Below are 13,282 nucleotides of genomic sequence, written 5' to 3'. Positions count from 1 at the left end.
ACCGGGGCGCTGACCGGGAGGCCACCGACGGCGGCGCCGACCGCGACGACGCTGACCGCGGCGCCGGCCCTCTACGGGAAGAGACCGCGGTACTCGTGGGCGCTCGCCGTGCGTTCGAGCGCGAGGGTGTACGCCGCGGTCCGGAGGTCCGGGAGCCCCTTCTCGTCGTACTGGTCGATCGTCTGGTCGAACGCCGTCCCGATGCGGCGTTCGAGCTCCGCGTTTACCGTCTCAAGCGGCCACGAGAACTCCTGAGCGTTCTGGACCCACTCCAAGTACGAGACGATGACGCCGCCGGCGTTCGCGAGGATGTCCGGCACCACTTGCACGTCGCGCTCGGTCAGCGCCTCGTCGGCGGCGACGGTCGTGGGCCCGTTCGCGGCCTCGACGATGGATGACGCGCGCAGGGAATCGACGTTGTCGGCGGTGATCACGCCCTCGACGGCGGCCGGGATCAGGACGTCGACGTCGAGCCTCAGCAGCTCGTCGTTGCCGATCGCGTCGGGGTCGTCCCAGCGCTCGCCGCCGTCGGTCGCTCGCCCGCTGTCCGGCGTCGCCCGCAGATCGCCGGCCACGTACTCCTCGATCAGCCCGCCGGCGCTCACGTGCGCGGCGAGCGCGCTCACGTCGAGCCCGTCGGGGTCGTAGGCGGCGCCGGTCACGTCGGAGGTGGCGACGATCCGGGCGCCGGCCTCGTCGAGGAGCCGGGCCGCGTTCGACCCGACGTTGCCGAACCCCTGGATCGCGACGGTCGCCTCCGAGAGGTCGCGGTCGAGGTACTCGAAGAGCCGCTCGGTGACGATGGAGACGCCGCGTCCCGTGGCCTCGACCCGTCCGGGCGTCCCGCCGACCTCCAGCGGCTTGCCGGTGACGACCTGCGGGACGGAGTGGCCCTCGTACATCGAGTAGGTGTCCATCATCCACGCCATCGTCTGCGGGTTCGTGTTCATGTCCGGCGCGGGCACGTCGGTCTCGGGGCCGATCATCCGCCGGATGCCCTCCGTGTACCGACGGGTGAGGCTCTCCAAGTCGTTCTGGGTGAGGTCCTTCGGCTCGCAGATCACGCCGCCCTTGGCGCCGCCGTACGGGAGGTCGACGAGCGCGGTCTTCCAGGTCATCCACCCCGCGAGCGCCTCGACCTCGCGCTGGCTGACGGTCGGATGGAACCGGACGCCGCCCTTGAACGGCCCGCGCGCGCTGTCGAACTGGCAGCGGTACCCCTCGAACACCTCGACCTCCCCCGAGTCGAGTTCGACCGGGAGGGTGACTTTGAGCGTCCGCTCGGGGTGTTTGAGCCGCTCGAAGACGCCGTGATCCACGTCGGCGTACTCCTCCGCGCGGTCCATCTGTGCCAGCATGTTCTCGAACGGATCGTCCGCCATATTCGGCCCGACTCGGGCCCGGGTGATATCGGTTTCGGCAATACTTGACCCCGGTAGAGAGTACCTCTCAAATGCGTCGAGAGCGCCCTCAGTGCGAGGACTATCACGGGCGTCTCCGGGGCCTGATGGCGACCCGTTTCGCCCGGACTTATACGTCGGCGCCGACAACGACGGCGTATGATACGCGGACACGCGGCGGGGGAGCCTCGATGACGGCACAGTTGCTGCATCCCCGGATTCGGATCGTGTGGATCCTCCGCGCGGTGATCGTCGCGGCGGTCTTCTCTCTCCCCTTCGCCGGCGGGTTCTACATCGGCCGCCTCCCGATGTGGGCGCCCTTCGCCGCCGGCGGCGTCGTCCTCGCGCTCGGCGTGGTCCACGCCGTGCTCAAGTACCGACGGTGGAGCTACGAGATCCGCGAGGACGCGCTGTACCTCGACCGCGGCGTGGTTACGCAGGTCCGGACGACGGTGCCGCTGGTGCGGATCCAACACGTAGACTCCCGGCGCGGCCCGGTCGAGCGCGGCGTCGGGCTCGCCTCCTGCGTCGTCTACACGGCCGGCTCCCGCGGCGCGGACGTCCGGATTCCGGGACTGACGCCGGACGGCGCGAGCGACCTCCGCGAGGAGCTGAAGCGACTGGCGATCCGCGCGGACGGGGAGGACGCGGTGTGAAGCTCGCGCCCCAGTCGGTCCCGTACCGCGCGCTCCAGAAGGTGTCGGGATTCGTCGTGGTCGCCTTCTTCGTCGCGAACAGCAACGACTGGGGGCTCCCGGCGGCGGCGGCGGCCGGCGGCGCGATCCTCATCGCGGCGCTCGCGTACGAGACCGCCTACTACCGGCGCTTCGACTACGAGCTCACGGCGGACACCCTCGACATTTCCTCCGGGGTCATCTCGCGGCGCGAGCGGGAGATCCCCTACCGCCGGATCCAGAACGTCGACGTGAGCCAGAGCGTGATCCAGCGGGCGATCGGGATCGCCGCGGTCGACTTGGAGACCGCCGGCGGCTCCTCCACTGAGGGGTCGATCCGCTTCGTCAAGCCGGCGGAAGCGACCCGGCTCCGCCGCGAGGTCCAGCGCCGCAAGTCCGGCTCGTCGGCCGGCGAGGCGAGCGCGACTGAGGGCAGCGCCGACGGCGCCGACCGCGACGCCGTCGGTCCGGCGGAAGAGGAGCTGTTCGCCATCTCGCCGGGAGAACTCGCCCTGGTCGGCGCACTGTCGTTCGACGGCCGGCTCATCGGTCTGCTCGTCTTTCTGAGCTCGGGATCGGTCCCGGTGCTCTCGGGCTTCATCCCCGAGGCGTCCGCCACCGCGCTCACCGCGACCGCCATCGTCGCAGTCGGCGGGCTGTTCCTCGTGTCGTGGATCCTCGGCGCGGGGGTCGCGTTCTCGAACTACTACGGTTTCCGCCTCTCGCGCGCCGGCGACGAGCTCAGGTACGAGCGCGGCCTGTTCCGGCGATACAGCGGCTCGATCCCGACCGAGAAGGTCCAGACGCTGACGGTCTCCGACAACCCGGCGAAGCGGGTGCTCGGGTACGCGAGCCTCTCGATCGAGACCGCCGGCTACGCCCCCGGCCAGTCCGGCGACGGGGGGAGTCAGGCGGCGGTCCCCATCGCGACGACGGACCGCGTCTACCGGCTCGCCCACGAGGTGGAGTCGTTCGGGACGCCGACGTTCTCCCGGCCGCCGAAGCGGATCCGGTGGCGCTACGTCTTCCGGTACGTCATCGCCGTCGCGGTCCTCGTCGGGGTCGCCTTCGCCGTCGACTGGTTCGTGACTCCGGACCTCCCGTGGTACGGCCCCGCCGTCCTCCTGCTTGCGGTGCCGCCGGCGGCGCACCTGAAGTGGAAGCACCGCGGCTACTGGCTCGGCGACGACCACCTGCTCACGCGCAACGGGTTCTGGAGCCGAACGGTGACCGTCGTCCCCTACTACCGGATCCAGACCGTCATCGACAGCCGGACGATATTCCAGCGCCGGTGGAACGTGGCGACGATCGTCGCCGACACCGCCGGGAGCAGCTCGTTCAGCGGCACGTCGGCGGCCGCCGTCGACTTCGAGCTCGACGAGGCGATCGAGCTCAGAGAGGCGTTACAGGAGCGGCTCCAGTCGGCGCTCACCACCCAGCGGGACCGCCGCGACCGCTTCGAGTGGTTCGAGGGCGACGTCGACGAGGCGGTCGAGGCGGGTCCCGACGACGACGCCGACGGGGTGGACGTCGCAGACGCCGAAGAGGCCGCCGGTGCCGGACGGGCCGGGGCTGGCAACGACGCCGACACCGGAGACGACGACGCCGCGACCGCGGGAGACGCCGGGATCCCCGACGCCGACCGAGATGCCGAACGCGGCGACACCCAGAGCGGGGATTCCTCCGACTCCGGCTCCGATGCCGACTCCGACCCCGTCGACGCCGAGGACGAACCCGAGATCCCCGACGACGGGGTGGTCCGGCCGGACTTCTCCACGACCGACCGCGACTACTCCGAGCCCGCGGAGCGGATCGACACCGGCGAGTACGCCGTCGACCGGTTCCCTTCGGACGCCGACGTGGCCCATCAGCGGGGCGGACGGAACGGAGAGGCCGACGAGGGGACGCCGGACGAGGAGACCGGCGAGGAGAGGACGTCGGACGAGGAGACCGGCGAGGAGAGGACGTCGGACGAGGAGACCGGCGAGGAGAGGACGTCGGATGGAGGGACGTCGAACCAGGAGAGCGCGGAGGATCCGGCCGAGAGCGACGGCGGATCCGCGGGCGACGAAAAGTAGCGAGGCGTCCGCGGCCGCCTACTCGTCGAGCAACTGCTGAGCGATGGTGTTCCGCAGGACCTCGCTCGTCCCTTCGTATATCTCCGAGAGCTTCGCGTCTCGGTAGAAGCGCTCGGCGGGGAAGTCCTTCGTGTAGCCGTAGCCGCCGTGGATCTGGATTCCCTCGTTCGCGACCTCGCGGGAGATCTCCGAGGCGTACAGCTTCGCCTGCGCGGCCTCTTTGATGTAGTCCTCGTCGCGCATCTTCAGGTCCGCGGCCTCGTGCATCAACAGCTCCGCGGCGCGGGCCTTCGTGTCCATGTCGGCGAGCTTGTGCTGGATCGCCTGGAAGTCGGCGATGGCGTGGTCGAACTGCTCCCGCTCCTGCGCGTACGACTTCGCCTCGTCGAGCGCGGCCCGCGCGATGCCGACGGACCGCGCCGCGATCGTGATCCGGCCGCCGTTCAGCGTCTTCAGCGCCTGCACGAACCCCTCCCCCTCCTCGCCGAGCCGCCGGTCCTCGGGGATCCACATGTCGTCGAAGCGGAGCTCGGCGGTCGGACACCCCTTATCGCCGAGCTTGTCCTCCGTCCCCTCCACCATGAACCCGTCGTCCTCCTCGGGGCGCACGACGAACGAGGAAATCCCCTTCCGGCCGGCGTCGGGGTCGGTCTTCGCGAACAGGGTGATCGTGTCGGCGACGGAGCCGTTCGAGATCCAGAGCTTCCCCCCGTCGACGACGTAGCCGTCGCCGTCGGGCTCGGCCGTGGTCATCATGGCTGGCACGTCCGAGCCGGCCTCGGCCTCAGAGAGCGCGAACGCCCCGACGTCCTCGCCCGTGTTCAAGGCGGTGAGGTACTCCTCCCTCTGTCGCTCGTCGCCGAACTCGTACAGCATGTTCCCCGCGAGCGACGTGTGGGCGGCGACGACGGTCCCGAGCCCGCCCGAGCCGCGCGAGATCTCGGCGAGGCCGATCGCGTAGCTGTGGTAGTCGAGCCCGGCGCCCTCGTACTCGACGGGGAACGGCATTCCCATGAGCCCGAGTTCGGCCATCTCGTCGATCAGGTCGGCCGGGAACTCGTCGGTCTCGTCGATCTCGGCGGCCCGTGGGACGACCTCCTCGTCGACGAATTCCGCGACCGTGTCGCGGATCTGACGCTGTTCCTCGGAGAGCGCGAAGTCCATGCCGTACACTCCCGCGCACGGCGACTTATCGGTTTCTACACGATCCTACACGGGGGCGAGGTTTCTCGCCGCCCTTCGGAGCGCAGTCGGTCGATCCCGTCCCTCGAACCCCGTCGGAATCGACGCCCGTCGGGGGTGCAGAGCCCGGCTCGTTCCACGAGGCTTTTTATGCGTTGTGCCGTAAGTGTCGGTAACCGAATGAGCGGACGAGCACACGGTCCCGCCGAGCCCGACCTTCCGTGGTGTCACGAGGCGGTTCAGGGCGTTTCTCGGACCTTCGCGCTGACGGTCGACGTGTTAGAGGAGCCGATGGCCTCGCAGATCTGCGTCGGGTACCTCCTCTGTCGAGTCGCCGACACCGTCGAGGACGCGGGTCACATCCCTCCCGAGGCGCAAAGCGACGTACTGCGCACCTACCGCGACGCCGTCGACCCGGGTTCGGACGTCGACATCGCCGAGTTCCGCGACGCCGTCGACGAGTGGCTCCCGGCGCCCGCCGAGCGCGACGAGGACTGGGAGGTCGTCGCCGAGGCCCCGACGATCGTGGCGACGTTCGAGGACCTCGATCCCGAGGCCCGCGAGGCCATCGTCCCGCCCGTGCTGGAGATGGTCGACGGGATGGCGATGTTCGTCGACCGCCACGCCACCGAGGGCGGGCTTCGCATCGACGACCGCGACGAGTTAGAGCAGTACTGCTACTACGCCGCCGGCACCGTCGGCAACCTCATCACGAACCTCCTCACCCGCGGCGACGTCGGCGAGGAGCGGGCGCGGCGCCTCCGCGACACCGCCGAGGAGTTCGGGCTCCTCCTCCAGCTCGTCAACGTCTCGAAGGACGTGTACGACGACTACACGGAGGAGAACAACGTCTACCTCCCCGCCGAGTGGCTGGCCGACGAGGGGGTCGAGCAGGAGCGCGTCGTCCACCCAGAGAACCGCGAGTCGTCGGCCCGCGTCGTCGGACGCACCGCCGAGTACGCCCGGTCGTTCCTCGACGACGCGCAGGCGTACCTGGAGACGATGCCCCTCTCGAACGGGAACACGATGGAGGCGTGGACCGTCCCGTACCTGCTCGCGGTCGGCACCCTCCGCGAGCTCAACTCCCGGCCCGAGGACGCGCTCACCGAGACCGGCGTGAAGGTCTCCAGACAGGAGGTGTTCGCGGTGATGTCCGTCGCCGGCGAGGTCGGCCGCGACTCGCTGGCCGACCTCCGGCGGACGATCGCCCGGACCCCGTTCCATCGGGCCGTCGAGCCCGCGGACTGACGGGTTCGGTCGTCCGATTCATATCTTTTCGGCCTCGTTGAAATCCCGGTAGCTGATAGGGGTCGCACGCCGAGTACAGCGGATCGACCCGGCGCCACGCTACCCGATAGGCGGCATCGACCGATCCGGAGCGGTGTTCTGAGACCGTGTTATCCCGTGTCTCCCTACTCTTCTCGTTCGTCTCGGACGGTAAGTCCGTCAATTTCCACACCTTCAGGGAGGTCTTCCTGTTCGATCCCGACGTACCAGACGTACGCTCGACTTCCGTCTTCGGCTATCGTTCTGAAGACGATCGTCTCTCTCTGCGCGAGGACAAACGAGTCGTACTCCTTGTTCCGGCGTTTCCACATTTGCCAAGCGGAGATGAACGAGCCGTCTGACCCGGCGAATACCTTTGACATTTCCCATCGTATACAATCAGTGAGCATACTCAAAGAAACTTCTATAATTGCAGGGCATCATCTGAGGCTTCACTACTCTCGGAATGCCGCGAGAGTTGAGAAACGACGGACCTGTCTCGACGGATCACGCCTGATCGCCTGTAGAGCGGTTCCGTCTAGGAGACGCGCCGTGTCTCTCGCACAGTTCCTGTGACCCCTCACCCACGAGGGATCTCGACATGGGCTTTTTTCGTCGCGGTCTCGATTATTTCACAGCCGCGCTCTCGCCCGCGAGACCGCCGGCACGCTGAGGCCGGTCGTCTCCGCCAGCGCCTCCGCCGCGCTCAGCAGCCACTCGGCGCGCTCGATCCGCGAGTCGAGGTCGCCCGGGCCGATCCGGTACGCGTCCACGAGCTCCTCGACGGCGGCGCCGCCGATCCACTCGTCGAGGATCCGCGCGGTCTTCACCGACTCCAGCCACTCCTCGAAGTCGTCGGTCTCGCCCATCGCCGTGGTCAGCTGACCCGCGTTCGCCCGGGCGAAGCGGTATATCTCGGCGCGCTCCTCGTTGCCGAGGTAGGTGTCCTGCATGTCGGGCGTGTCGCAGATCACCTCGAAGACGGTGAGCGTCGTCGCGCTCGCCATCTCGGCGGCCGTCCGGAGGCCGGCGACGATCCGCTCGCCGGTCTCCGGTCTGACGTACTGCTTCGAGGTGGTCTCGCCGACGGGCGTCGCGACCAGCCGGTAGGCGTCGACGCCGCCGGTCTCCCGGCGGACCATCCCGGCCGCGACGAGGTCGTCGACGGCGACCGCGACGGCGTCCGCGAGGCCGCCGGCGCCCGCCTCCCGCGCGTAGAAGGTGCCCTCGAAGACGCCGAGTATCTCCTCTTCCGTCTCGGCGAAGCCGGTCGCGATCGCGGAGAGGACGTGCGTCCGGAGCGACGCGGGGTCGGCGAGCTTCGACTCGACGGCCTCGGGCTCGCCCTCCACGTAGCGCTCGACGAGCTCGGCCTCGGTGTCCTCGTCGCCGACGAGCACCGCCTCGCCGTGCGGGTCGAGCCCGGGGCGGCCCGCGCGGCCGCACATCTGGTGGACCTCCAGCGTCGGGAGCCACTCCATCGCCGAGCCGGCGTAGCGCTTCTGGTCGCGGACCACGACGCGCCGCGCGGGGACGTTGACTCCGGCCGCGAGCGTCGGCGTCGCGCAGATGCAGGCGGCGTCGCGGTCGCGGAACGCCGCCTCCACGACGGACCGGTGCCCGGAGCGGAGCCCGGCGTGGTGGAAGGCCACGCCCGACCGGAGGCAGTCGGCGAGCTGTCGGCCGGTGACCGTGCCGTCGACGGCCTCGACCTCGTCGGCGGCGGTCTCGGCGGCCGACCCGATCCCCATCTCGCCCGCGAGGCCGTCCTCGGCGAGCCGCTCCGCCAGCGCGACCGCCTCGGTCCGCGACCGGACGAAGGCGAGGCACTGCCCGCCGTCGGCGACGGTGTCGGCGACGAGGGCGGCCGTGACCTCGGTGTCGTCGAGGCCGTCGTCGTCGTCACCGTCGGTCTCGGGGTCCGACTCGTCCGCGACAGCGACGTCGATCGCCGTCCCGTCGTCGAAGTCGACGTGCCCGCCGACGGCGACGCCGGTCCGGAGGTCGACGGGGCGCCAGTCGGACTCGACGAGCGTCGCGTCCAGCCACCCGGCGATCGCCTCCGGGTTGTCGACGGTGGCCGAGAGCGCGACGACCTGCACGTCGGGGTTCCGGCGGCGGAGCGTCGCGAGCGTCACTTCGAGGGTCGGGCCGCGTCGCTCGGCGCCGAGGAGGTGGACCTCGTCGACGACGACGCAGGCGAGCTCGTCGACCCAGCCGGCGCCGTTCCGGATCGCCGAGTCGACCTTCTCGCTGGTCGCGACGACGACGTCGTTGCCGGCGAGCGCCTCGCCCGTGGAGATGCCGACGTCGACGCCGGGGAGCGACGCGAACGCCTCGTACTTCTCGCGGGCGAGCGCGCGGAGCGGACAGACGTACAGCCCCGGGCCGTCCGCGGTCAACAGCCCGAGTTCGGCGACGAACGTCTTCCCGGAGGCCGTGGGGATCGCGGCGACGACGTTCGCGCCGTCGCAGACGCCGGCGTCGACGGCGGCCGCCTGCGGCGGGTACAGCTCGCGGATCCCCCGCTCGGCGAAGTGGTCGACGTACGGCTCGGCGAGCGGGAGGTCGCTGACGCGCATTCGGTCGTCGGTTCGGCCGGACCGTATTTAAACAGTCGGCGGGGCGGAAGCGGAGCCGCGTTTCGGTTCCGGACGCCGGTCGCGTCGCGTTCCGAGCCGCCTCGGGCCGTCAGTTCCCGTCGTCGAAGTCCTGAAACAGCTTCTCGAAGTCGTCTTCGTCCTCGGTGACCGCCTCCAGCGACTCGTCGGCCCGCGACCGGAGCTCGTTGATGCGGTCGGTGAGTCGCTGATACTCGTCGTTGTCGGCGAGTTCCGTGGCGCTCTTCTCCGTCTCCAACATCGCCTTCTTGGAGGTCAGCGAGAACAGCTCCTGCATCTCCGTGTCGTACTCTCCCCGTCGCAACAGCCCCGCGACCGTCTCCCTGAGGGTGTCGCTGGTGACGGGTTTCACGAGGTAGTCGTCGAACCCCATCTTCAGGATGTCGAAGTCGGGCTCGACGGCGGTGACCATCGCGACCCGGCAGTCGATGCCGCGCTCGCGGACGGCAGACAGCACCTCGTCGCCCGAGAGCCCCGGCATCCGCCTGTCCAACAGGATCGTATCGACATCGTCGTCGACTTCGTCGAGGTTCTCCAGCGCTTCCTGGCCGCCGTACGCGGTTCGAACGCGATACTCGTCGCCGAGCCACGCGGCGTACAGGTCGGCCAGATCTGGTTCGTCCTCGACCACGAGGACCAGCGGCGGTTGCTCACTCATGGATTCTCGGAGCGACGACGTGTTCGCTCACACGTTTGGTCTCTTCGCGGACTATATTAAAATACCTCTTCGGGACCACGCCGCCGCTATCGAACGCCGTCGGACCGTGGGCCGACCGTCGGCCGATCCGGCGAGCGATCACTCGTTCGGGCTGTAGTTCGGCGCCTCGTCGGTGATCATCACGTCGTGCGGGTGGCCCTCGGTCTGCCCGGCGCTGGAGACGCGGACGAACTCGGCTCGCTCGTGCAGCTCGGGGACGGTCGCGGCGCCGACGTACCCCATGCCGGAGCAGATCCCCCCGGTGAGCTGGTGGAGCTCCGAGGCGAGGCTCCCCTTGTACGGCGTCGCGGCCTCGACGCCCTCGGGCACGAACTCCTCGTCTTCGTCCTCCTCCTTGAGATAGCGGTCGCCGCCGCCGGACTTCATCGCGCCGACGGAGCCCATCCCGCGGTACTGCTTGTACTTCTTCCCCTGCATCGTGATGACGCGCCCGGGCGCCTCGTCGGTGCCGGCGAAGTACGAGCCGAGCATCACGGCGTTCGCGCCCGCGGCCAGCGCCTTGATCGCGTCGCCGGAGTAGCGGATCCCGCCGTCAGCGATCACCGGGACGCCTTGCTGGGACGCCACGTCCGCGACCTCCGAGACCGCGGTCATCTGCGGCATCCCGGCGCCGCTCACGACGCGCGTGGTGCAGATCGACCCCGGCCCGATCCCCACCTTCAGCCCGTCGGCGAAGTCGACGGCGGCCTCGGCGGCCTCGCGAGTCCCGACGTTGCCGACGACGACGTCGGCGTCGACGGTCTCTTTGATCGCGCGGGCGGAGTCGAGCACGTTGAGGTTGTGGGCGTGCGCGCAGTCGATGAAGATCACGTCGACGTCGGCCTCGTCGGCCGCGATCGCGCGTTCCTCCTCGAAGGGGCCGACGGCGACGCCGGCCAACAGGCGGCCCCTGTCGTCGCGGGCGGCCTCCTCGTGCTCGCGGCGCTGGAGGATGCCCTGCATGGTGATGAGCCCGACGAGGCGGTCTTCGCCGTCGACGATCGGGACGCGCTCGATCTTGTGGTCGTACATCAGTTCGAGCGCCTCGCGCGCGTCGACGTCCTCCGACGCGGTGATGACCTCGTCCGTCATCGCCTCGCTGACGGCGTCGTCCTCGCCGACCTCCAGGTAGGGGCGGATGTCCGTCCCGGAGATGATGCCGAGGACGGCGTCCTCCGCGTCGACGACCGGGGCGCCGGAGACGCCCTGTCGCTCCATCACGGCGTCGGCCTCGCGGACGGTGTCGTCGGGCGAGACCGTCACGACGTTCTCGCGGCGGATGACGAGCTCGTGGGCGCGCTTGACGCGCTCGACCTCGGCGGCCGTCTCCTCGACGGTCATGTTGCGGTGCAGGACGCCGAGGCCGCCCTCCCGGGCCATCGCGATCGCCAGGTCGCTCTCGGTGACGGTGTCCATCGCCGCCGAGAGGACCGGCACGGTGAGTTCGACGTTCTTCGAGACGCGCGCGGAGAGGTCGGCGTCGTCGGGCTCTACCCGGCTCTCCTTGGGGCGGAGGAGCACGTCGTCGAACGTCAGCGCTTCCGGCACGTCGAGCTTCGCAGAGAATCGACCGGAGTTGGTCTCCATATAAACCGTCGTGAGTGCCGCATCAAAAACGTTGCGAGTCCGCACGGACGTGCACCTCATTCTCATTCGAGTTCTATATATATGCACGGGCGTGGATCATATCGCGCGCGGCGGAGCCGATATCGAACCTGACCGGCACGGGTGCTCGTCAGGCGTTCGGCGCGAGTGCCAGCCTCGCGCTCGACACGGACGAGGCGCCTGCGACCTCCCTTCGATCACCCGCACTCGGCTCTCGCCTTCGATCACCCGCCCTCGGCTCTCGCGTGTCACAGTTCGACAGGCACGTCCGCGAGCCGTCTCCCACGGATCGGCGCTCTAACGCCGGCGCCGTCGACGGATCGCCGGCGAAATCCGGGATTCGTCACCGGTTCGTACCCGCCTTTTTAAATGAGATACAGCGATCGTCCGTGTCGTGCGGACAGGTCTCACACAACCTTTAACGCAACCGAAACGCGTATATAGAGTATGGACTCCGACAGTCCCGTGAACGCGCGCACCGCCGGCCAGCCGATCCGCACCCTCGGCGCCTCCTTTACAGCCGGCAATCCGCGCAAACTCTTTACATGGGCTGGTCGGGCCGCTCGCGGCTTCGACTCCGCACGCCGGGCCCTCGGCTATCGCGGGTCGTCTGCTTCCCACCGTGTACCCGTCGGTCAGGGACATCGCCCCTGAATGAGCGTTTCACGCCACCCGATAGCGCTCCGCTTAGAGCGGCAGGTGGGCAGCGCGACGAAGCTGCTCGCGACCGTCATGGTGCTGCCGCTGATCGACGGCATCTTCCCGGCGTTAGTCATCGCCGGCGTGTTGGGCACCGCCACCGGCGTCGTCGAGACCGGGATCCTCATCTTCGGCGGGTCGGCCACCGCGGCCGTGATCCTCGCCGAAATGGACGGGAGCCGCCGGGAGATGGCGACCTCCGTGCTGTTGATCGGCGCGGTGGTCGTTCCCATCGCGGCGATCGAGGCGGCGTTCGCGCCGACGTTCAAGGCGTTCCTCGACCTCCACGTCTTCGAGCGGTTCGCGGGGCTGGTGATCCTCACGATCGCCGCCAAGACCGCGAGCTCGGAGATCGGCGAGTACCTCCCGAGCCCGGGCGTCATCATCGCGCTCGGGTTCGTCGCGAGCTTCGACCCTGCCGGCTTCGCCGTGCGCCCGGGCGAGATGACCTCGCCGGAGTACGTCGTTAACGGCGCCGCCGCGGCGGGCGTCGGCGTCTCGTTCGCCCTCGCGGTCGCGCTGCTGTCGCCGCACCTCCGGGGCCGCGTCGACATCGACCGCTTCCGGTTCGGCTCGGCGGTCGCGCTCGGCGTGCTCGCGCTCCCGATCCTGCTCGGTCCGTTCGACCTGATGCAGACCGAGGCGCCCATCGCGCTGGCCGTCCTCGCCGTCACCACGCTGTTCGCGTACGACCCGAACGCCGGTCCCGTCGCGGACTCCGGGGACGACTCGCCGGGCGACGAGGACGGGCCGGGCGACGGTCCCCGCGACGGCGACGACGAAGACGCCGACGAGGAGGGAGGCTCCGACGAGGCGCCCGCGGACGGAGATCCCGCGCCGACCGACCCGCCGCTCGACGCCCCGCCGGACGCGCCCGGACCGATCGTGGACGACGACGTGGCGGTGCTGGCCAACGGCGGCGACCGCGACGCGGGCGACGACGAGTCGGACCCGTTCACCGACGACGACTCCCGGGCGCCCTGGCTGTAGGCGTCGCGTCGCGATCGGCGGCTCCCCACACCGGCGTGTCGCCGGGGTTTAGGTGCTCCGCCGTCTACGC

10 protein-coding genes are annotated in these 13,282 nt (G+C 69.7%); 4 read left to right on the top strand and 6 right to left on the bottom strand.

Features of this window, described 5'->3' with window-relative positions:
• Nucleotides 1-71: 71 nt before the first annotated feature.
• A complete protein-coding gene (locus DJ74_RS14590; protein ID WP_094523073.1) occupies nucleotides 72-1,382 on the bottom strand; it encodes a Glu/Leu/Phe/Val dehydrogenase in 1,311 nt (436 codons plus the stop codon).
• Between the two features lie 209 nt (nucleotides 1,383-1,591).
• On the opposite strand from DJ74_RS14590, the gene DJ74_RS14585 reads away from it, so the two are divergent.
• On the top strand, nucleotides 1,592-2,056 hold the full coding sequence (locus DJ74_RS14585; protein WP_094527708.1) for a PH domain-containing protein: 465 nt from the start codon (nucleotides 1,592-1,594) through the stop codon (nucleotides 2,054-2,056).
• Nucleotides 2,053-4,152 (top strand): PH domain-containing protein, encoded by a 2,100-nt coding sequence (locus DJ74_RS14580; protein WP_094527707.1) that lies wholly within the window; start codon nucleotides 2,053-2,055, stop codon nucleotides 4,150-4,152. Before DJ74_RS14585 ends, DJ74_RS14580 begins: the two co-directional genes overlap by 4 nt.
• A gap of 18 nt (nucleotides 4,153-4,170) precedes the next feature.
• On the opposite strand, the gene DJ74_RS14575 is transcribed toward DJ74_RS14580, so the two are convergent.
• Nucleotides 4,171-5,316: an acyl-CoA dehydrogenase family protein gene (locus tag DJ74_RS14575; RefSeq protein WP_094527706.1), complete on the bottom strand. Its 1,146-nt coding sequence runs from the start codon at nucleotides 5,314-5,316 to the stop codon at nucleotides 4,171-4,173.
• A 198-nt stretch (nucleotides 5,317-5,514) separates the two neighbouring features.
• On the opposite strand from DJ74_RS14575, the gene DJ74_RS14570 reads away from it, so the two are divergent.
• The gene (locus DJ74_RS14570; protein WP_094527705.1) at nucleotides 5,515-6,582 is read left to right on the top strand and encodes a phytoene/squalene synthase family protein; all 1,068 of its coding nucleotides are present in this window, start codon (nucleotides 5,515-5,517) and stop codon (nucleotides 6,580-6,582) included.
• Nucleotides 6,583-6,746: 164 nt separating this feature from the next.
• Here the strand turns inward: DJ74_RS14570 and DJ74_RS14565 are convergent, their stop codons facing one another.
• The 4 genes from DJ74_RS14565 to guaB form a co-directional block, all read right to left on the bottom strand.
• Nucleotides 6,747-6,983: a hypothetical protein gene (locus DJ74_RS14565; protein WP_141212720.1), complete on the bottom strand. Its 237-nt coding sequence runs from the start codon at nucleotides 6,981-6,983 to the stop codon at nucleotides 6,747-6,749.
• 249 nt (nucleotides 6,984-7,232) lie between these two features.
• Nucleotides 7,233-9,182, bottom strand: coding sequence for a DEAD/DEAH box helicase (locus tag DJ74_RS14560; RefSeq protein ID WP_094527703.1), 1,950 nt, complete (start codon nucleotides 9,180-9,182; stop codon nucleotides 7,233-7,235).
• A gap of 109 nt (nucleotides 9,183-9,291) precedes the next feature.
• A complete protein-coding gene (locus tag DJ74_RS14555) occupies nucleotides 9,292-9,879 on the bottom strand; it encodes a HalX domain-containing protein (RefSeq protein ID WP_094523085.1) in 588 nt (195 codons plus the stop codon).
• A gap of 138 nt (nucleotides 9,880-10,017) precedes the next feature.
• Complete coding sequence (guaB, locus tag DJ74_RS14550) at nucleotides 10,018-11,505, bottom strand: IMP dehydrogenase (protein WP_094523087.1); 1,488 nt, start codon at nucleotides 11,503-11,505, stop codon at nucleotides 10,018-10,020.
• Nucleotides 11,506-12,177: 672 nt separating this feature from the next.
• Between guaB and DJ74_RS14540 the strand changes: the two genes are divergently transcribed.
• Nucleotides 12,178-13,212, top strand: coding sequence for a DUF5794 domain-containing protein (locus DJ74_RS14540; protein WP_094527702.1), 1,035 nt, complete (start codon nucleotides 12,178-12,180; stop codon nucleotides 13,210-13,212).
• The last annotated feature ends 70 nt before the right edge of the window (nucleotides 13,213-13,282 follow it).

Source organism: Halorubrum sp. Ea8 (assembly GCF_002252925.1).
In the GTDB taxonomy this organism is placed as follows: domain Archaea; phylum Halobacteriota; class Halobacteria; order Halobacteriales; family Haloferacaceae; genus Halorubrum.
This window is presented reverse-complemented; position numbering and strand designations above follow the sequence as displayed.